Source organism: Methylobacterium sp. C33D, from assembly GCF_053345825.1.
In genome coordinates this window covers 105,361-123,125 of the sequence record NZ_JBKFAV010000008.1, presented here as the reverse complement: position 1 = coordinate 123,125, position 17,765 = coordinate 105,361, and the positions used below count along the sequence as shown (strand labels likewise).

General features: G+C 70.5%; 21 protein-coding genes and 1 tRNA gene. 17 read left to right on the top strand and 5 right to left on the bottom strand.

Going from position 1 to position 17,765, the window contains the following annotated elements:
* Positions 1-92 precede the first annotated feature (92 nt).
* On the top strand, positions 93-962 hold the full coding sequence (gene galU, locus ACLBXO_RS08370; RefSeq protein ID WP_447685085.1) for a UTP--glucose-1-phosphate uridylyltransferase GalU: 870 nt from the start codon (positions 93-95) through the stop codon (positions 960-962).
* A gap of 355 nt (positions 963-1,317) precedes the next feature.
* Here the strand turns inward: galU and ACLBXO_RS08365 are convergent, their stop codons facing one another.
* Positions 1,318-2,220 carry an N-formylglutamate amidohydrolase gene (locus ACLBXO_RS08365; protein ID WP_331313343.1) on the bottom strand — a complete coding sequence of 301 codons (903 nt, stop codon included), beginning with the start codon at positions 2,218-2,220 and terminating at the stop codon, positions 1,318-1,320.
* A 206-nt stretch (positions 2,221-2,426) separates the two neighbouring features.
* Between ACLBXO_RS08365 and cpdR the strand changes: the two genes are divergently transcribed.
* The 4 genes from cpdR to ACLBXO_RS08345 all read left to right on the top strand — a co-directional run bounded on the left by cpdR (position 2,427) and on the right by ACLBXO_RS08345 (position 4,496).
* On the top strand, positions 2,427-2,783 hold the full coding sequence (gene cpdR, locus ACLBXO_RS08360) for a cell cycle two-component system response regulator CpdR (protein ID WP_003603128.1): 357 nt from the start codon (positions 2,427-2,429) through the stop codon (positions 2,781-2,783).
* Positions 2,784-2,897: 114 nt separating this feature from the next.
* On the top strand, positions 2,898-3,167 hold the full coding sequence (gene grxC, locus ACLBXO_RS08355; protein ID WP_447685084.1) for a glutaredoxin 3: 270 nt from the start codon (positions 2,898-2,900) through the stop codon (positions 3,165-3,167).
* Complete coding sequence (locus ACLBXO_RS08350) at positions 3,160-4,017, top strand: carbon-nitrogen hydrolase family protein (RefSeq protein WP_447685083.1); 858 nt, start codon at positions 3,160-3,162, stop codon at positions 4,015-4,017. Before grxC ends, ACLBXO_RS08350 begins: the two co-directional genes overlap by 8 nt.
* A 20-nt stretch (positions 4,018-4,037) precedes the next feature.
* Positions 4,038-4,496, top strand: coding sequence for a DUF1178 family protein (locus tag ACLBXO_RS08345; RefSeq protein ID WP_447685082.1), 459 nt, complete (start codon positions 4,038-4,040; stop codon positions 4,494-4,496).
* A gap of 23 nt (positions 4,497-4,519) precedes the next feature.
* Here ACLBXO_RS08345 and ACLBXO_RS08340 read toward each other — a convergent pair whose 3' ends face one another.
* Together ACLBXO_RS08340 and ACLBXO_RS08335 are read right to left on the bottom strand one after the other, a co-directional pair.
* Positions 4,520-5,008: a disulfide bond formation protein B gene (locus ACLBXO_RS08340; protein ID WP_273561935.1), complete on the bottom strand. Its 489-nt coding sequence runs from the start codon at positions 5,006-5,008 to the stop codon at positions 4,520-4,522.
* A gap of 2 nt (positions 5,009-5,010) precedes the next feature.
* Complete coding sequence (locus ACLBXO_RS08335; RefSeq protein WP_020091426.1) at positions 5,011-5,592, bottom strand: YqaA family protein; 582 nt, start codon at positions 5,590-5,592, stop codon at positions 5,011-5,013.
* Positions 5,593-5,718: 126 nt separating this feature from the next.
* On the opposite strand from ACLBXO_RS08335, the gene ACLBXO_RS08330 reads away from it, so the two are divergent.
* From ACLBXO_RS08330 to ACLBXO_RS08310, 5 genes are all read left to right on the top strand, one after another.
* Positions 5,719-5,803, top strand: a tRNA-Leu gene (locus ACLBXO_RS08330).
* Positions 5,804-5,979: 176 nt separating this feature from the next.
* Positions 5,980-6,918 (top strand): NAD(P)/FAD-dependent oxidoreductase, encoded by a 939-nt coding sequence (locus ACLBXO_RS08325; protein ID WP_447685081.1) that lies wholly within the window; start codon positions 5,980-5,982, stop codon positions 6,916-6,918.
* A complete protein-coding gene (locus ACLBXO_RS08320; protein ID WP_447685080.1) occupies positions 6,915-7,835 on the top strand; it encodes a histone deacetylase family protein in 921 nt (306 codons plus the stop codon). The genes ACLBXO_RS08325 and ACLBXO_RS08320 overlap by 4 nt, the downstream gene beginning before the upstream one ends.
* Positions 7,836-8,033: 198 nt before the next feature.
* Positions 8,034-8,207: a hypothetical protein gene (locus ACLBXO_RS08315; protein WP_447685079.1), complete on the top strand. Its 174-nt coding sequence runs from the start codon at positions 8,034-8,036 to the stop codon at positions 8,205-8,207.
* Between the two features lie 145 nt (positions 8,208-8,352).
* Complete coding sequence (locus tag ACLBXO_RS08310) at positions 8,353-8,595, top strand: hypothetical protein (RefSeq protein ID WP_331313337.1); 243 nt, start codon at positions 8,353-8,355, stop codon at positions 8,593-8,595.
* A gap of 212 nt (positions 8,596-8,807) precedes the next feature.
* Here ACLBXO_RS08310 and ACLBXO_RS08305 read toward each other — a convergent pair whose 3' ends face one another.
* A complete protein-coding gene (locus tag ACLBXO_RS08305; protein ID WP_447685078.1) occupies positions 8,808-9,443 on the bottom strand; it encodes a 2-dehydro-3-deoxy-6-phosphogalactonate aldolase in 636 nt (211 codons plus the stop codon).
* Complete coding sequence (locus tag ACLBXO_RS08300) at positions 9,440-10,318, bottom strand: 2-dehydro-3-deoxygalactonokinase (protein ID WP_447685077.1); 879 nt, start codon at positions 10,316-10,318, stop codon at positions 9,440-9,442. The genes ACLBXO_RS08305 and ACLBXO_RS08300 overlap by 4 nt, the downstream gene beginning before the upstream one ends.
* Positions 10,319-10,528: 210 nt before the next feature.
* Between ACLBXO_RS08300 and ACLBXO_RS08295 the strand changes: the two genes are divergently transcribed.
* The 7 genes from ACLBXO_RS08295 (at position 10,529) to mutL (ending at position 17,760) form a co-directional block, all read left to right on the top strand.
* Complete coding sequence (locus tag ACLBXO_RS08295; RefSeq protein ID WP_026604669.1) at positions 10,529-11,287, top strand: ABC transporter ATP-binding protein; 759 nt, start codon at positions 10,529-10,531, stop codon at positions 11,285-11,287.
* Positions 11,280-12,020 (top strand): ABC transporter ATP-binding protein, encoded by a 741-nt coding sequence (locus ACLBXO_RS08290; RefSeq protein ID WP_331313334.1) that lies wholly within the window; start codon positions 11,280-11,282, stop codon positions 12,018-12,020. Before ACLBXO_RS08295 ends, ACLBXO_RS08290 begins: the two co-directional genes overlap by 8 nt.
* A 94-nt stretch (positions 12,021-12,114) precedes the next feature.
* Entirely contained in the window at positions 12,115-13,332 is a 1,218-nt protein-coding gene (locus ACLBXO_RS08285) for an ABC transporter substrate-binding protein (RefSeq protein ID WP_447685076.1), read from the top strand.
* A gap of 28 nt (positions 13,333-13,360) precedes the next feature.
* Complete coding sequence (locus ACLBXO_RS08280) at positions 13,361-14,248, top strand: branched-chain amino acid ABC transporter permease (RefSeq protein WP_043380394.1); 888 nt, start codon at positions 13,361-13,363, stop codon at positions 14,246-14,248.
* A gap of 20 nt (positions 14,249-14,268) precedes the next feature.
* Positions 14,269-15,255 (top strand): branched-chain amino acid ABC transporter permease, encoded by a 987-nt coding sequence (locus tag ACLBXO_RS08275; protein WP_331313332.1) that lies wholly within the window; start codon positions 14,269-14,271, stop codon positions 15,253-15,255.
* Positions 15,256-15,401: 146 nt separating this feature from the next.
* On the top strand, positions 15,402-15,755 hold the full coding sequence (locus ACLBXO_RS08270; protein ID WP_447685075.1) for a hypothetical protein: 354 nt from the start codon (positions 15,402-15,404) through the stop codon (positions 15,753-15,755).
* Positions 15,756-15,813: 58 nt separating this feature from the next.
* Positions 15,814-17,760 (top strand): DNA mismatch repair endonuclease MutL, encoded by a 1,947-nt coding sequence (gene mutL, locus ACLBXO_RS08265; protein ID WP_447685074.1) that lies wholly within the window; start codon positions 15,814-15,816, stop codon positions 17,758-17,760.
* Positions 17,761-17,765: the final 5 nt, after the last annotated feature.

The following is a 17,765-nucleotide window of genomic DNA, read 5'->3' as shown; positions in this document are numbered from 1 at the left end:
CGACGTACATGCTTGCGACGGCTCGCGTTAAGCTATCTCACTGACCGCACAGCTGACCACGTCGTTCCATCCAGTTCCGGGGTTACCGCTCGATGAAACCGATCCGCAAGGCCGTCCTCCCCGTCGCGGGCCTCGGCACGCGCTTCCTGCCAGCCACGAAGGCGGTGCCGAAGGAGATGCTCACGGTCGTGGACCGGCCGGTGGTGCAGCACGTCGTCGACGAGGCCCGGGCGGCCGGGATCGAGCACTTCATCTTCGTCACCGGCCGCGGCAAAGCGGTGATCGAGGACCATTTCGACATCGCGTTCGAACTCGATCACACCCTGCAGGAGCGGGGGAAGACGGCCGCCTACGAGGAGTTGAAAAAGGATCTGCCGAAGGCCGGCCAGACCAGCTTCACCCGCCAGCAGGCCCCGCTCGGCCTCGGCCATGCGGTGTGGTGCGCCCGCGAGATCGTCGGCGACGAGCCGTTCGCGGTGCTGCTCCCCGACATGCTGAGCCGCGGCTGCATGGAGCAGATGCTGGCCGCCTACGATCGCCACGGCGGCAACATCATCGCCGTCGAGGAGGTGGCCCCCGAGGAGACGCACCAGTACGGTATCGTCAGCGTCGGCGAGACCTACGGCCAGTCGTTCCAGATCACCGGGATGGTCGAGAAGCCCAAGCAGGGCACGGCGCCGTCGAACTTCATCATCTCGGGGCGCTACATTCTGCAGCCCGAAATCTTCGGGATCCTCGAGCACGGCAAGAAGGGCGCGGGCGGCGAGATCCAGCTCACCGACGCCATGATCGACCTGATGGAGTCGCAGGCATTCTACGGGATGCGCTACGAGGGCCGGACCTACGATACCGGCTCGAAGCTCGGCTTCCTCTCGGCGAATCTCGCCTACGCCCTGGAGCGGAACGAACTGGCGGGTCCCCTGCGGGCCGAGATCGAGAAGCTGCTCAAGAGCCAGGGCTGAGCGCCGGCCGCTGGCCGGCTCGGCCCAGTTGCAGGGATCCGGATTGCGGGACCCCGATCGCCGGTCATGGCGGTCGGGGTTCTTCGTTGTCGTTCGGGCTGTAACGGGACGCCGAGCGCGGCGCGGGCGGCGAACGCGGTTCAGGTATGCGCGCAGAGCGGCCGCGACGGATGTTTTGCCCTTGCTTCTTGTGCGGCGCACTTTATTTTGTGCGTTGCGAGATCGCGATGGCGTCGCGGTCTCGCTGCCCTTCTTGGGCGTTTCCTCCCTAGACTTCGGGCCGCTCCTTCGGGAGTGGCCTTTTTTCTGTCCAACACCCCGGCGTTCTTCGACGTGAACGGGCGCGGCCGGGCCGCTATTCCGCGGCCATCCGGCGGGGAACGAGATCGTCGAGCTCCTTGGCGACGTCGACGATGACGGCCCGCAGGGCCTCCACCAGCGCCGGGAAGTCCGCCGTCATCGCGAGGCTGGCCTCGTTCATGTAGAGGCCGCGGTTCACCTCGATCTGGAGCGCGTGGCGGTCGAGATTCGGCTCGCCGTAATGCTCCGTGATGAAGCCGCCGGCATAGGGCTTGTTGCGCACCACGCGGAAGCCCCGGGCTCGGAAGGCCGCCTCGAAGCCGTCGATCAGGACGGGCGCGCACGCCGTTCCGTAGCGGTCGCCCAGCACCATGTCGGCCTTCATGTCCGGATCGCGTCCGAGGCTCGAGGACGGCATCGAGTGACAGTCGACCAGCATGCAGTGGCCGTGGGTGCGCGCCGTGCGCTGGACCAGGCCGCGCAACGCGCGGTGATACGGCTTGTACAGGCTCTCGATCCGGGCGGTGGCCTCGGCGACTGGGAGGCGCCGGGTGTAGATCTCCTGGCCGTCGGCGACGACCCGCGGCACCGTTCCGAGACCGCCGGCGACGCGCATCGACCGGGTGTTGGCGAAGGGCGGCAGGCGCCCCTCGAACATCCGCGGGTCGAGTTCGTAGGGCTCCCGGTTCACGTCCAGGAAGGCGCGGGGGAAGTTGGCGCGCAGGAGCGGCGCGCCCAGCTCGACGACCGACGCGAACAGGCGGTCGACATGGGCGTCCTCGGAGCGGCGCAGGGTCAGCGCGTCGAGCCGCGAGGCCGCGATGAAGTCGGGGGGGTAGACGGCCCCGGAATGACCGGTATTGAAGACGAAAGGCAGGGTGTGCGCCGCGGGCTCGTCGACCGCGAAGGCCGGGGCAAATCCGAAGGCGTCTGGCTGTACCGGTTCGGTTGCAGTCATCGGCTGGTGGACACCCCGGCGGTTGAACGAGGACGGCAGGTGCTCACTGTGGTGCGCGATCGATCGCCTGTCCACTCCGCACCGGCGGCCGACGCAGTCGCCCGGGAGACACGCGGCACCCGCTGCGCGCTCCATCCTAACACCTTGTTTACCATCGCCTCCCTTTATGGGATCAACTTCTCGACTCGAAGGCTCGGATCCGGCCGATGAAAATCCTGCTGGCGGAAGACGACAACGATATGCGCCGGTTCCTGGCCAAGGCGCTGCAGAATGCGGGCTATGACGTCCTGTCCTTCGACAACGGCCTCTCCGCCTACAACCGGCTTCGCGAGGAGCCGTTCGAGCTGCTGCTGACCGATATCGTGATGCCCGAGATGGACGGCATCGAGCTGGCTCGCCGCGCCACCGAACTCGATCCCGACATCAAGGTGATGTTCATCACCGGCTTCGCGGCGGTCGCCCTCAACCCGGATTCGAAGGCCCCGAAGGACGCCAAGGTCCTGTCGAAGCCTTTCCATCTCCGCGACCTCGTGAACGAGGTCGAGAAGCTCCTGGCCGCCTGACCCTGTCGGCGCGCCGCGGGCGGCGCGCGCGCGTCCCTGTGGCCACACGGGCATAGGCAAGTCGCACCCCGCGCTCCTATATGTCGGGAGTTCACGCGCGGGACGACGATCGCGATGCAGCCGGTCACTATCTACACCACGGCTTGGTGTCCCTACTGCTCGGCGGCCAAGAGCCTGCTGAAGGAGAAAGGCGTCACCTTCCAGGAGATTGACGTCGAGCGCGTGCAGGGCGCCCGCACCGCCATGATCGAGCGCGCCGGCGGCCGCACCAGCGTGCCCCAGATCTTCGTCGGCGCCACGCATGTCGGTGGATGCGACGATCTCTACGCCCTCGACCGGGTCGGCAAGCTCGACCCGCTGCTCACGGACGCGGCCGATGCCTGAGTCCCGCTTCACGGCTGCCTGCGTGCAGATGCGGTCGGGGCGCGACCCGGCCGCCAACCGCGACGCGGCCGTGGCGGGCGTGCGCGAGGCCGCGGCGCGGGGTGCGGCCTACGTGCAGACTCCCGAGATGACCTCTCTGGTTGAGCGGAGCCGCGAGCGCCTGTTCGCCCACGTCACCACCGAGGAGCAGGACCAGACCCTGGCGGCGCTCCGCGAGGTCGCACGCCGGACCGGAACCGTCGTCCAGATCGGCTCGATCGCGGTCAGGTCCGGGGACAAGATCGCCAACCGCGCCTACCTGATCGGCGCCGACGGCGAGATCCTGGCCTCCTACGACAAGCTCCATCTCTTCGACGTCGATCTGCCGAGCGGTGAGCGCTGGCGGGAATCCGCGACCTATTCCGGCGGCGCCTGCGCGGTGCTCGCCGAGACGCCGTGGGCCACGCTCGGCCTGACGATCTGCTACGACATCCGCTTTCCCGCCCTGTACCGCGCCCTCGCCGAAGCGGGCGCCGACGTGCTGACGGCCCCCGCCTGCTTCACCCGGCAGACCGGCGAGGCCCACTGGCACGTCCTGCAGCGGGCCCGGGCCATCGAGACCGGCGCCTTCGTGATCTCGGCGGCGCAGGGCGGTCGGCACGAGGACGGGCGCGAGACCTACGGCCACTCGCTGATCGTCGATCCCTGGGGCCGGGTCCTGGCCGATGCCGGCGGGGACGAGCCGGGGATCATCGTGGCGGAGATCGACCTCGCGCAGGTCGCCGAGGCCCGGGCCCGCATTCCCGCGCTGCAGCACGGCCGGCCCTTCACCGTGGCGCGCGTCGGTTCGCGTGTTCAGGCCGCGCAGTAAACGCCACAGCAAGAAAGAGAATGATCCGGTACAGTCTCGTCTGCGACGCCGGGCACGGCTTCGAGAGCTGGTTCCCGTCCTCCGATTCCTACGACACGCAGGCCGCGTGCGGCCTCGTGACGTGCCCGGTCTGCGACAGTGCCAAGGTCAGCAAGGCCCTGATGGTGCCGAGCGTCGCCCGCACCGACCGGGAGCGGGCGGCTGCGCCCGTGCCTGCCCCGCGGACTGAGGCGCCGGTGACGATGATCGCCGAGCCGGAGCGTCAGATGCGGGCGATGCTGCGCGCGCTCCGGGAACACGTCGTCGCGAATGCCGAGCATGTCGGGTCGCGCTTCCCCGAGGAGGCGCGCAAGATCCACTACGGCGAGGCGGAGGGGCGCTCGATCTACGGCGAGGCGAGCCCCGCGGAAGCCCGCGCCCTGATCGACGAGGGCATCGAGGTGGCGGCGATCCCGGTCCTGCCCGACGACCGGAACTGAGCGGCTTCGCCGGGCCCGGCGCTTCAGGGACGCAGCGCGGCGGTCCCGGCGAAGGAGGCCAGCACGGCCGAGATCGCGGCGCTCCAGCCGGCGAGCGACACGCCCAGCACCCGGAGCGCGGCCACCGAGCAGTCGACCACCTTCGTGGTCTGCAGGCTGTTGAGGAAGTCGCCGACCTGGCCCGGATTGGCCCCGGTGCCGCCGCCGCAATCGGCGGGCCCCGGCCAGAAGCCCCACTCCGCGCCGGCGTGGTAGATCCCGATCCCGGCCCCGTAGAGCAGGCCGAGGGCGGCGAGGCCGAGGGCGATCCGCGCCAGGCGCTCCGGCAGGAACAGGGCCAGCAGGCCCAGCGGCACGGCAGCGTAGTAGGGCAGCCGCTCGGTCAGGCACAGCTTGCACGGCGCGTAGCCGTATCCGTACTGGAGGACGAGCGCGGCCCCGACGGTGAGGGCGGACGCGATCGCCAGCCAGAGGCCAGCGGTCTTGAGGCGCAGGGCAGCCGCCGTGTTCATGGCTACAGGATCACCTTGAAGAGCAGGAAGCCGAGGACGATGACGGCGACGGAGATCGCCGCGACCGCGTTCAGGTGCCGGTCGAGTACGCCGCGGATCTGGACACCGTAGCGGCCGAGCAATCCGGCGAGAATGAAGAAGCGGGCGCCGCGGGTCACGATCGACAGGATCGTGAACCAGAACAGGCTGTAATGCGCGAAGCCCGACGTGATCGTGACGAGCTTGTAGGGGATCGGCGTGAGCCCCTTCAGCAGGATCACCCAGTGGCCGTAGCGCGCGTAGGAATCTTGGAACGTCGCGGCCGAGTTCTGCAGGCCGTAGAGGCGGATCAGCCACTCGCCGACGGAATCGAACAGCAGGGCCCCGATGGCGTAGCCGACGAGGCCACCCAGCACGGAGGCGACCGTCGTGATCGCGGCGTAGAACCAGACCCGGTCCGGCCGCGCGACCGCCATCGGCACCAGCATCACGTCCGGCGGCACCGGGAAGAAGGAACTTTCGGCGAAGGCCACGGCGCCGAGCGCGTAGGGCGCGGATGGCCGGTCACTGAGGGCCAGGATCCACGCGTAGAGCCGGCGGAGCATTCAAGGTCCCGATTTGAGCGATCGGCCGCCCTTTGAGCATAGGCGCCCCGCCTTGGCCAGATCGCCGATCCGCGCAAAAACAACACTTGGCCGAGGCTGCCGACCTATGCGAAGAGCCGGTGGCACGCGGGTATGGCGGAATTGGTAGACGCGGGCGACTCAAAATCGCCAGCCGCAAGGCGTGGGGGTTCGATTCCCTCTACCCGCACCACCGCGCCATCGGCAGGCACGGGGCGTCGTCGGGCCGCCCGCCGGGATCCGCCCGCAGAGCCCTCGTCCATCCCGCGTCCAGCGCGATTGCGTCGCTCTGACGCCGCGCAGCGCGTCCCCTATCTTCGACCTCGCGCGGCCCGCACGGCCGTTCTTCGAAGCGGGGCAGGAGCTGTGGTGGATCTCGGAACGGTCGCGGTCCTCGGAGCCGGCATGGCCGGTGCGGCCGCCGCGCGCCGGCTCGCCGAGGCCGGCCTCGACGTCCGGGTCTTCGACAAGGGGCGGGGCGTCGGGGGTCGCATGGCGACCCGGCAAGTCGGCGAGATGCAGTTCGATCACGGTGCGCAATTCATGCGGGCGCACGGTCCCGCCTTCGCGGCGGAACTCGATCGGTGGGCTCGACGGGGCGTCGTCGCGCCCTGGTCCGCCGCCGACCGCTACGTCGGCGTGCCCGGCATGACCGCGCCCGTCCGCGATCTGCTCGCGGGACTCCCGGTGTCGAGTGCCGCGACGATCGTGCGGCTTCGGCGGTCGGGGGCGCGCTGGCACGTCGAGGACGCGTCCGGCACCGTGCACGGCCCGTTCGACGGCGTCGCGATCACCTTCCCGGCCCCGCAGGTCGCGACGCTGCTCGCGGCATCGGGCGTCGGGCTGCCCGATATCGGACGCGCCTCCTACGCGCCGTGCTGGTCCCTCATGGTAGCAACGGACGCGCCGAGCCCGGACATCCTGGTCGAGCCGCACGCCGACCCGATCGCTCTGATCGCGCGCGATTCCGCGAAGCCCGGGCGGCCCGCCGGGTCCAGGCTGACCGTCCACGCGACGCCTTCTTGGTCCCGCAGACATCTCGAGGCGTCGCGCGAGGCCGTCGTCGCCGCGCTTCTCGAGGCAGCCGAGGACGTTCTCGGCCTCGCGCTGCGTCCGTCCCACGCGGAGGCGCATCGCTGGCGCTACGCCCAGGTCGAGACCGCCCTGGAGAAGCCCTGCCTGTACGATCCGGACCTGCGTCTCGGGGCGGCCGGCGACTGGTGCCTCGGAGCCCGGATCGAGGCGGCCTACGACAGCGGCGAGGCCCTGGCCCTGAGCCTCCTGGCGGACCTGAGCCGACCCGCGTGATTCCGCCGATCGCCTTCCATCCGGCCTACGAGGCGCCGCTGCCATCCGGCCACCGGTTCCCGATGCGCAAGTACGGCCTCCTCGCCGAGACGCTGGTCGCCAGAGGCCTGGCGCCCCTGGGCTTCGTCACGCCGGAGCCCGCCAGCGCGGATATCCTGCTGCGCGCCCACGATCCCGCCTACGTGAAGGCGGTGCTGGAATGCGATGTCGGGCGGGAGATCGAGCGGGCCATCGGCCTTCCGGTCGACGCGGCCCTGGTCCGCCGCTCCCGCGCGTCGGTGGGCGGCACCCTCCTGGCCGGGCGCCTTGCCCTCGCGGAAGGGCTCGCGGGCAGCGCCGCCGGCGGCAGCCACCACGCGCGGCGTCTTCAGGGCGCCGGCTTCTGCGTGCTGAACGACGTCGCGGTGGCGGCCCGAACCCTCCAGGCCGAGGGTCTCGTCCGGCGTGTCCTCGTGGTCGACCTCGACGTGCACCAGGGCGACGGGACCGCGGATTGCCTCGCGCAGAGTCCCGACATTTTCACGCTCTCGATCCATTGCGAGAACAACTACCCTGCCCAGAAGATCGCCGGCGACCTCGACATCGGCCTCACCGACCGGCTCGATGATGCGGGCTACCTCGATGTCCTGCGCGCCCGCCTGCCGCCGCTCCTCGACGCGTTCGCGCCGGACCTCGTCTTCTATAACGCGGGCGTCGATCCCCATCGCGACGACCGCCTCGGCCGTCTCTGCCTCACCGATGACGGGCTGCTCGCGCGCGATCGGTTCGTCGTGGCGCAGGCCCGTTCCCGCGGGATCGCTCTCGCGGCGGTGATCGGCGGCGGCTACACGCACGATGTCGAGGCGCTGGCGCGGCGCCACGCCCTGGTCTTCGAGGCTCTGGCCGCCGAGGCGGCCGCGGGATCGAGGCAGGGGTGAGTTGCCGCACGGTGATCCGGCGCGCGAACCCTGCCTGAGATCTGCGAGTGAGGCCGGTTTGCATCACGCGCCGGTCGATATGCAGTCTCCGTTTCCCCGGGAAAGGTTTTGGTCAGGGCTGCGGTCGAGGATGCGGGTCGGGCGGATTGATGAGGCGGATCCGCCGCTCGCACGCGATGACGCCGTTGGAGTTCGACCATGCTCGCGCGGGTCTGGGACGTGGTGAAGGCGACGCTGGCCGTGTCGGCCCTGATCGCCGCCGCCCTCGTCTCGGCGGACAAGCTCGATCGTCAGAGACCGCAACCGGTCGTCGGCGCGGCCGTGATCGAGCCGGTGATCACCGGTGCGATCGCACCGGATGGTCGCCGCTGAGTGCGTCGGCCCCGCGGGTCGGCGGCGGCACCCTGCGTCAGATTGAAACAAGCGCGACGGGATATCTTCCGCGGCGTCGACGTTCTCGCCGAACGCCGAGGCTTGGCCGCCCGCCGCCACGATCCGCCCAGGAGACATCACCGCGATGAAGTCCGCCCCCCTCGCCCTGTTCGCTCTCCTCGTCGGTTCGGCTCCGGCGCTCGCGGAGACCGGCGCCGACCGGGCCGCCTGCACGCCGGACGTGATGCGCCTGTGCGCCGCCCAGATCCCGAATGCGGGGGCGATCACCCTCTGCCTCCGCGAGAAGCGCGTGTCGCTGAGCGGTGCTTGCCGGACGGTCGTCGACCGGTCGGACCGACCGTCCCGCGAGATCGCGAATCGTCGATAGCGCGGCGCATCGCCGGCTGGCGACCTGCGCGGGGCGCGCGCCGGTGGGATGGCCGACCCCCGGGCGACGTGGATTCGGCCGTTCTGAGAACCGGTCGCGCCCGCGCGGGGAGGCCGGTTGTGGAGGTGCGCTCCCGGCCGAGGGCAGGGATCGCGGCCGATGCGGCTCACCGTGTCCGCCCGTCAGGAGCGGGCGGGGCGCCGGCATTGACCTCAGGCGCCGCGCCTGAACGCCGCCACGTAAGCGGCGGCGTCGCGGGCGACGTCCGCCGCCGCTTTCCCGGGCCGGTAAAGATTGGACCCGAGACCGAATCCGTCGGCGCCAGCCTGACGCCACCCAGCGACGGTCTCGGGCACGACGCCGCCGACGGCCAGCACCCGCGTATCCGGCGGCAGGACCGCGCGATGCGCCTTGAGCGCCAGGGGCGTCGCCACGTCCGCCGGGAACAGCTTCAGCGCGGTGGCGCCCGCCGCCAGCGCGGCGAAGGCCTCCGTCGGTGTTTGATAGCCCGGAAGGGAGACGAGTCCCGCCGCGGAGGTGGCGCCGATCACGTCCGGATCGGCGTTCGGCGACACCACGAGGGTTCCGCCAGCGGCCGCGACCTCGCCGACTTGCGCCGGCCTCAGGACTGTGCCGGCCCCGACCAGCGCCCGCCCAGCGAGCCGCTCGGCGAGCACGGCGATGCTCCGGAGGGGGTCTGGCGAGTTGAACGGCACCTCGACGAGGGTGAACCCGGCCCCGACCAGGGCCTCCCCCACGGCCGGAGCCTCGTCCGGCGTGAGCCCCCGCAGGATGGCGACGAGCGGGCAGGCCGCGAAGGCCGCCTCGAAACGGTCGAGGATGGTCATGCCCGCAGACTCCAGATGGCGTGGATACCGGCCGTGGTTGAACCGTCAGGCACCATCACCGGATCCCCGCCCGCTTCGCCGATCGCGGCGGCGTAGAGGGCCGCGAGGTGGCCGCCCCCGAGCAGGTGCACCGGTCTGCGCCGCAGATCGGCCCGCGTGCCGAGATCGGCGCCGACCAGGATGCCGCTCGCGTAGGGGGCTGCCTCCTCGGGCGCGAGCCGGTCGAGCAGCAGGCCGGATCGAACTTCGAACAGGGTGGCTGCGAGATTGCCGGAGGCCAGGCCGCGGCGGATGCCCGCCCGGAAGGCGGTCCCGTCCTCGACCGCGCCGTCGAGCATTCCCGCCAGGATGCCGTGCGCCCGGAAGAGGGCGAAGAATTCCCCGGTCATCACCGTGGTGAAATCCGTGATGGCCCCGTCGACCGTCTCGATCCATTTGTTGTGCGTGCCGGGCTGGCAAAACAGGGCCGTCGCAGGGGCCGCGCCCACTCCGATCGCGCCAAAGACCTGGATCTCCTCGCCCCGCATCACGTCCGGACGCGCGCCGTCCCGCAGGGCCACTCCCGGGACGATCCGGACGTCGGGGACGGGCTCCAGGCAGGCCTCCGCCAGGGCGGCGAGGGTCGCCGGGGCATCCACGTATGGCGCCGACTGCCAGCCCCGATTGGAACCGACCATGCCCACGGCGATGACGGGGCGGGCGCCGAACCGCGCGCGCAGGGCCGCGATCTCCGCCGGATACGCGTCGGCTGTCAGGGCGAGCACGCCGCGCTCCTCGTGCAGGCCGTCGAGGACGGCTCCCGCCTCCGACATCGCGAAGGCCCGACGGTGCGTCGTGCCCCAGTCGACGGCGATGTAGGCCGCGCGACCGCCCATCTGGAAATCCCTCCGGCCGGTGCCGCCCGACTTGTCTGAGTTAAGTGGGCGCCGCGACGCGGTCAAGCTCGGTCCCCCGGCCGCCATGACACGGCCGGCGACTGATATCAGTCCCGGGGGATTGTCGCGCCGCCGCGAGCGTTTGCGATGGACTGTGCTGGCGCGGATCGGCGATATGGCGGCAAGAAATCAAACCCGGGAGGGACACGCTTGGCACGGGATGTGATCCTGGCGACCGATGGCCTGACGATGGAATTCCGCGGATTCCGGGCCGTCAACGGCGTGGCATTGCAGGTGGAACGCGGCACCATCCACGCCCTCATCGGGCCGAACGGGGCCGGTAAGACCACCTGCTTCAACCTGCTGACGAAGTTCCTGATCCCGACCGCCGGGACGATCCGCTACAAGGATCGCGACATCACGGGCCTGAAGGCGGCGGACGTTGCCCGTCTCGGCCTCGTGCGCTCCTTCCAGATCTCGGCCGTGTTCCCGCACCTCACGGTGATGGAGAACGTCCGCATCGCCCTGCAGCGGCGGCGGCGCGGCGATTCCTTCGACTTCTGGCGTCCTGAGCGGGTCCTGCGCGCTCTGAACGGCGAGGCGCTCGCCCTGGTCGAGGCGGTCGGCCTCTCGGACTTCGCCGACGTGCTGGCGGTCGAGCTCTCCTACGGGCGCAAGCGCGCGCTGGAGATCGCCACGACGCTCGCCCTCGATCCGGAGATGCTGCTCCTCGACGAGCCGATGGCCGGCATGGGCCACGAGGACGTCGAGCGCACCGCGCAACTCATCCGCCGGGTCTCGAAGGACCGCACCATCCTGATGGTGGAGCACAACCTCTCCGTGGTCGCCTCCCTGTCGGACCGGATCACCGTGCTGGCCCGCGGGCAGGTGCTGGCCGAGGGCGACTACGCCACGGTCTCGAAGGATCCGCGCGTGGTCGAAGCGTATATCGGGGCGGGACATGCCTGAGGCGGCTCTCAAGACATCTCCGGCGGCCGCGACCGACGCGCTGCTGACCGTCCGAGGCCTGGAGGGCTGGTACGGCGAGAGCCACGTTCTCCACGGCATCGACATCGACGTGCGCGCGGGCGAGGTGATCACGCTGCTCGGCCGCAACGGCGCGGGCAAGACCACGACCCTGCGGGCGATCATCGGCATCCTCGGCAAGCGTTCGGGCTCGATCGTGTACGACGGCGTCGAGACGGTGCGGATGGCCTCGCGGAACATCGCCCGGCTCGGGATCGGCTACGTGCCGGAGGAGCGCGGCATCTTCGCGAGCCTGACGGTCCACGAGAACCTGATGCTGCCGCCGCGGGTGAAGCCCGGGGGCATGTCGGTGGCGGACATCCACGCGCTGTTCCCGAACCTCAAGGAGCGCGCCGGCAGCCAGGGCACCAAGCTCTCGGGCGGCGAGCAGCAGATGCTGGCGATCGGGCGCATTTTGCGCACCGGCGCCAAGCTGATCCTGCTCGACGAGCCCACGGAAGGTCTCGCGCCGGTCATCGTCCAGCAGATCGGCCGGACCATCCAGCAATTGAAGGCTCAGGGCTACACCATCGTCCTGGTCGAGCAGAATTTCCGCTTCGCCCAGACTTTGGCGGACCGGCACTTCGTGATCGAGCAGGGGCGGGTGGTCGACATGATCCCCAATGCCGAGCTTGACGCCAATATCGACAAGCTGCACGCCTATCTCGGCGTCTGAACCTCGCACGCGAAAACCGTAGAAGCGCCAGAAAACGGCGCCCCGATACTCGGCCGGCGGGGGTCCGCCGCGCCGCTGGAGGATGGAAACGAAAATGCTCGGACGCATCGCCCGGCCCGTGACCCTCGCTGCCCTCGCCGGTGCCCTGATGATGGGCACCGCGGCCGCGCAGACCACCGTGAAGATCGGCATCCTGGGCGACCGCTCGGGCGCCTATTCGGACATCAGCGGCGAGGGCTCGGTCGTGGCCGCGAAGCTCGCCGTCGAGGATTTCAAGCCCGAGCAGCACGGGCTGAAGGTCGAGATCGTCTCGGCCGACCATCAGAACAAGCCGGATGTCGGCGCGGCCATCGCCCGGCAATGGTATGACCGCGACGCCGTCGACATGATCACCGACGGGGTGACCTCCTCGGTGGCGCTGGCGATCAGCCAGGTCACCAAGGAGAAGAACAAGGTCTTCATCGACACCGGCGCCGGCACGGCCGACCTCACCGGCCCGCAATGCACGCCGAACACGATCCACTGGGTCTACGACACGGTGGCGCTCGCCAACGGCACTGGCGGCGCGATGGTCAAGCGCGGCGGCAACACGTGGTTCTTCCTCACCGCCGACTACGTCTTCGGCCAGACCCTGCAGCGCGACACCAGCACGGTCATCACCAAGAACGGCGGCAACGTCGTCGGCTCGGTGAAGACGCCGTTCCCGACCTCGGACTTCTCGTCCTTCCTGCTGCAGGCGCAGGGGTCAGGCGCCAAGGTGATCGGGCTGGCCAATGCCGGCACCGACACGATCAACGCGATCAAGCAGGCGGGCGAGTTCGGCATCACCGAAGGCGGCCAGGCGCTCGCCGGCCTCCTGGTCTTCTCCTCGGACGTGCACTCGCTCGGCACCAAGGTGGCGCAGGGGCTGGTGCTCACCGAGCCGTTCTACTGGGACCTGAACGACCAGACCCGCGCCTTCTCGGACCGCTTCGCCAAGCAGATGAAGAACGGCTCGAAGCCGACCGCGAACCACGCGGGCGTCTACTCGGACGTGCTCCACTACCTGAAGGCGGTTGCCGAGACGAAGTCGACCGCCGACGGGGCAGCGACCGTCGCCAAGATGAAGGCGATGCCGACGGACGACCCGCTGTTCGGCAAGGGCGTGATCCGCGCGGACGGCCGCAAGATCCACGACATGTACCTGTTCGAGGTCAAGAAGCCCGCCGAGTCGAAGGGCGAGTGGGACCTCTACAAGAAGCTGGAGACCATCCCGGGCGATCAGGTCTTCCGGCCGCTCAACGAGGGTAACTGCCCGCTGGTGAAGGGCTGACGGTGGGATCGGGGCGCGGAGACCGGCCATGACCACGATCTTCGGTGTGCCGACGCAGGCCCTGTTCGGGCAATTGCTGCTCGGCCTGATCAACGGCTCGTTCTACGCGATCCTGTCGCTGGGGCTCGCGATCATCTTCGGGCTCCTGAACATCATCAATTTCGCCCACGGCGCGCTCTACATGATGGGCGCGTTCGTGGCCTGGATGCTGCTCACCTATGTCGGCCTCGGCTACTGGTGGGCGCTGGGGCTCGCACCGCTGGTGGTGGGCGCGTTCGGCATCGTGCTGGAGCGGGTGCTCATCGCGCGGCTCTACAAGCTCGATCACCTCTACGGCCTCCTGCTGACCTTCGGTCTGGCGCTGATCATCCAGGGCCTGTTCCGCAACCAGTACGGCGTCTCGGGGCTACCCTACGCGATCCCGGCCGAGCTGTCGGGCGGCCAGCGCCTGCCCTTCATGTTCCTGCCGAACTACCGCGCCTGGGTCGTGGTCGCCTCGCTGACCGTCTGCATCGCCACGTGGCTCGTCATCGAGAAGACCAAGCTCGGCGCCTATCTGCGCGCCGCCACCGAGAACCCGACCCTGGTCCAGGCGTTCGGCGTGAACGTGCCGCTGTTCCTGACGCTGACCTACGGGTTCGGCGTCGCGCTGGCGGGCTTCGCCGGGGTGCTGGCCGCGCCGATCTACTCGGTCAATCCCAACATGGGCGCCGACATCATCATCGTCGTCTTCGCCGTGGTGGTGATCGGCGGCATGGGCTCGATCATCGGCTCGGTGATCACGGGCTTCGCCCTGGGCCTCGTCGAGGGGCTGACCAAGGTGTTCTATCCGGAGGCGTCGGCCACCGTGATCTTCGTGATCATGGTGCTGGTGCTGCTCGTCAAACCCGCCGGCCTGTTCGGGCGCACGGCCTGATCGCGATCTGAGGCATCCCCATGGCCGACACCGCCGCCCTCGACGCCGCCCCGGTCGCCGCCGCCGTGCCGACGAGCCGGGACGACAAGGCGCTCCACCGCCTCATCTTCGTGGGCATTGCGGTGCTGCTCGTCGTAGCACCGCTGGTCCTGTACCCCGTCTACCTGATGAAGGTGCTGTGCTTCGCGCTGTTCGCGCTCGCCTTCAATCTCCTGCTCGGCTACGGCGGTCTGCTCTCCTTCGGCCACGCCGCCTATTTCGGCATGGCGAGCTATCTCTGCGCCTACACGGCCAAGAGCCTGGGCTTCACGCCCGAACTGGCGATCCTCGCCGGCACGGTCACGGCCGCGCTGCTGGGTCTGGTCTTCGGCGCGCTGGCGATCCGGCGGCAGGGCATCTACTTCTCGATGATCACCCTGGCGCTCGCCCAGATGGTGTTCTTCTTCTCCCTGCAGGCGAAGTTCACCGGTGGCGAGGACGGCATCCAGGCGGTGCCGCGCGGAAACCTGTTCGGGGCGATCAGCCTCGCGGACGACCGGGTGATGTACGCGGTGGTGGCCGTCGTGTTCATGGCCGGGATGCTGCTGATCTACCGGATCATCCACTCGCCCTTCGGGCAGGTGCTCAAGGCGATCCGCGACAACGAGCCGAGGGCGATCTCGCTCGGCTACCGCGCCAGCCAGTACAAGCTCGCGGTGTTCGTGCTCTCGGCGACGCTCGCCGGGCTCGCGGGCTCCACAAAGGCGATCGTCTTCCAGCTTGCCTCGCTCACCGACGTGCACTGGTCGATGTCCGGCGAGGTGGTGCTGATGACCCTCGTCGGCGGCATGGGGACGGTGTTCGGGCCGATCGTCGGCGCGCTGGTGATCGTCACGATGGAGACGTACCTGGCGCAGTTCGGGGCCTGGGTGACGATCATCCAGGGCTGCGTCTTCGTGCTCTGCGTGCTGCTGTTCCGCGAGGGCATCGTCGGCCTGATCGCCCGGCTGATCCGGCGGCCGCTTTAGCGTCTCGGGATTTCAGGCGCGGTGCCGGTTGCACCGCAGCAACGCGCCGTCGCGACCTGCTGCGGGGACGCGAGCTCACAACCCGTGGTGAGTATTCGTTAACCAAGACTGCCCACCGTGACGGCTCCTCACCGTCAGGGGCCGCCATGACCCAGGACCGAACACTCAGCATCGACGACCCCGCCCTCGACTGTCCGGTCGCGCCGGACGTGGTCGGCCGGCTCATCAAGGCCGATCCGGAGGGGGCCGCGTTCCTGCTCGACGGCATCCCGGAGTCGACGCGCGCCCGGCTCGCCGTCTGGCTCTACGGCCGCAGCCACACCCACGCGATCGGCGTCCGCGTCGCGGCGACCTGCGAGGGCGCGACCCTGCGGCGGACCGCGGGCCTCGTCGGAAACGTCCTCTACGACCTGTCCCGCCGCCCCGTGGCGACGGCGAGCCACGGACCGCGCGGCGGCGCCGGCCGCATCTCTCTGGGCGGGTCGAAGCGCCGCGCCTGAACGGCCGGCGCGGTCGGACCGATTGGATCGCCGCCGCGCAGCGACTATCCTGCGCGCGATGTCCTCCCTGTCCGCGCCGTCCGTCCGCCGCCTCGATCCCGTGCTCGTCGACCGCATCGCCGCGGGCGAGGTGGTCGAGCGCCCGGCCTCGGCCGTGAAGGAGCTGGTCGAGAACGCGATCGATGCCGGGGCCCGGGCCGTCGAGGTCACCGTCGAGGCCGGCGGGCGCCGGCTGATCCGGGTCGTGGACGACGGCCGCGGCATGACGCCGGACGATCTCGACCTCGCGGTCGAGCGGCACGCCACCTCCAAGCTCCCGGGCGGCGACCTCACGGCGATCGAGACACTCGGCTTCCGCGGCGAGGCCCTGCCGTCGATCGGTGCGGTGTCGCGGCTCGCCATCGTCACCCGCGCGCCGGAGGCGGAGGCGGGGGCGAGCCTGACGGTCGACGCGGGGCTCAAGGGTCAGGTCCGCCCGGCCCCGGCCCAGCGCGGCACCCGGATCGAGGTGACCGAGCTCTTCGCCGCGACGCCGGCGCGGCTCAAGTTCCTCAAGTCCGACCGGGCCGAGAACGCCGCCATCGCCGAGACGCTGCGCCGTCTCGCCGCGACGCAGCCGGGGATCCGCTTCACCCTGAGGACCGATGCCGGGCAGCCCCTGGTCCTGCCGGCCGAGACCGGGGCCGAGGCGGAACTGCGCCGCCTCGCGGCGGTGCTGGGACAGGACTTCCTCGCCAACGCCCTGCCGGTTTCCCTGGCCCGGGAGGGTTTCGCGGTGACCGGCCACGTCGGCCTGCCGACCTATCACCGCGGCGCGGCGACCCATATCCACCTCGCGGTCAACGGTCGCCCCGTGCGCGACCGGCTCCTGCTCGGGGCGATCCGCGGTGCCTATGCCGACACCCTGGCCTCGGACCGGCATCCGGTGCTCGGCCTCGCCGTCGCGTGCGACCCGGGCCTCGTCGACGTCAACGTCCACCCGGCCAAGACCGAGGTGCGCTTCCGCGAGCCGGGCCTCGTGCGGGCACTGATCGTGAGCGCGATCCACGACGCCCTGCGCCGCGGGGGCGCCCGCTCGGCCACCACGGGCGCAGCGCGGACCCTCGACGCCCTGCGCCCGGCGGGCCCGCCGCTCGCGACCCACAGCGGCGCTACCGCCCCGAGCCTGTTCCGGCCGACCCGCCCCGGCCTTTTTCCGAGCGGGTCGCCCTCGGTCGCGGCGCCCCCCGGTTACCGTCCCGCGACGGCGTGGCGGCCTGCGCCGCAGCCGGCTCGGGTCGAGCCGGCCGGCTTCGGCGAGGCCGATCAGGCCGTCTGGGCCGGCCCCGAGCCCGACGCGGTGGTGGCCCCGCCCCAGGCCGACACCCGCGCCGCCGCCAAGGCCGCGGAGGCGCTCGATCATCCGCTGGGGGCCGCCCGCGCGCAGATCCACGAGACCTACATCCTCGCCCAGACCCGGGACGGACTCGTGATCGTCGACCAGCACGCCGCCCACGAGCGCCTCGTCTACGAGCGGATGAAGGCCGAGCGGAAGACCGGCGGCATCGCCCGGCAGGGGCTCCTGATCCCGGACGTGGTCGAGATGAGCCCCGAGGAGGCCGACAGGCTCGTCGCGGCCGCTCCCGATCTCGACCGGCTGGGCCTGTCCATCGAGGCGTTCGGACCCGGGGCGGTGCTGGTGCGCGAGGTGCCGGCCGCGCTGATCGGTGCTTCGACGCGCGACCTCGTCACCGACATTCTCGACGCCCTGGAGGCCAGCGGCGACGAGGAGGGCGGCGTCCCGGCGACGGAGGGCGGCCCGCTCGGGCGGCGTCTCGACGCGGTCCTGTCGCGCATGAGCTGCCACGGCTCGATCCGGGCCGGGCGGCGCCTGCGGCCGGAGGAGATGAACGCGCTGCTGCGTGAGATGGAGGCGACACCCAATTCCGGACAGTGCAATCACGGACGCCCGACCTCGATCGAGCTGAAGCTCGCTGACATCGAGCGGCTCTTCGGCCGCCGATGAGCGGG

Coding starts and splice junctions, on each gene's coding strand:
- galU (WP_447685085.1), top strand. CDS start 93: ATGAAACCGATCCGCAAGGCCGTCCTCCCCGTCGCGGGCCTCGGCACG.
- ACLBXO_RS08365 (WP_331313343.1), bottom strand. CDS start 2,220: ATGACTGCAACCGAACCGGTACAGCCAGACGCCTTCGGATTTGCCCCG.
- cpdR (WP_003603128.1), top strand. CDS start 2,427: ATGAAAATCCTGCTGGCGGAAGACGACAACGATATGCGCCGGTTCCTG.
- grxC (WP_447685084.1), top strand. CDS start 2,898: ATGCAGCCGGTCACTATCTACACCACGGCTTGGTGTCCCTACTGCTCG.
- ACLBXO_RS08350 (WP_447685083.1), top strand. CDS start 3,160: ATGCCTGAGTCCCGCTTCACGGCTGCCTGCGTGCAGATGCGGTCGGGG.
- ACLBXO_RS08345 (WP_447685082.1), top strand. CDS start 4,038: ATGATCCGGTACAGTCTCGTCTGCGACGCCGGGCACGGCTTCGAGAGC.
- ACLBXO_RS08340 (WP_273561935.1), bottom strand. CDS start 5,008: ATGAACACGGCGGCTGCCCTGCGCCTCAAGACCGCTGGCCTCTGGCTG.
- ACLBXO_RS08335 (WP_020091426.1), bottom strand. CDS start 5,592: ATGCTCCGCCGGCTCTACGCGTGGATCCTGGCCCTCAGTGACCGGCCA.
- ACLBXO_RS08315 (WP_447685079.1), top strand. CDS start 8,034: ATGCTCGCGCGGGTCTGGGACGTGGTGAAGGCGACGCTGGCCGTGTCG.
- ACLBXO_RS08310 (WP_331313337.1), top strand. CDS start 8,353: ATGAAGTCCGCCCCCCTCGCCCTGTTCGCTCTCCTCGTCGGTTCGGCT.
- ACLBXO_RS08305 (WP_447685078.1), bottom strand. CDS start 9,443: ATGACCATCCTCGACCGTTTCGAGGCGGCCTTCGCGGCCTGCCCGCTC.
- ACLBXO_RS08300 (WP_447685077.1), bottom strand. CDS start 10,318: ATGGGCGGTCGCGCGGCCTACATCGCCGTCGACTGGGGCACGACGCAC.
- ACLBXO_RS08290 (WP_331313334.1), top strand. CDS start 11,280: ATGCCTGAGGCGGCTCTCAAGACATCTCCGGCGGCCGCGACCGACGCG.
- ACLBXO_RS08285 (WP_447685076.1), top strand. CDS start 12,115: ATGCTCGGACGCATCGCCCGGCCCGTGACCCTCGCTGCCCTCGCCGGT.
- ACLBXO_RS08280 (WP_043380394.1), top strand. CDS start 13,361: ATGACCACGATCTTCGGTGTGCCGACGCAGGCCCTGTTCGGGCAATTG.
- ACLBXO_RS08275 (WP_331313332.1), top strand. CDS start 14,269: ATGGCCGACACCGCCGCCCTCGACGCCGCCCCGGTCGCCGCCGCCGTG.
- ACLBXO_RS08270 (WP_447685075.1), top strand. CDS start 15,402: ATGACCCAGGACCGAACACTCAGCATCGACGACCCCGCCCTCGACTGT.
- mutL (WP_447685074.1), top strand. CDS start 15,814: ATGTCCTCCCTGTCCGCGCCGTCCGTCCGCCGCCTCGATCCCGTGCTC.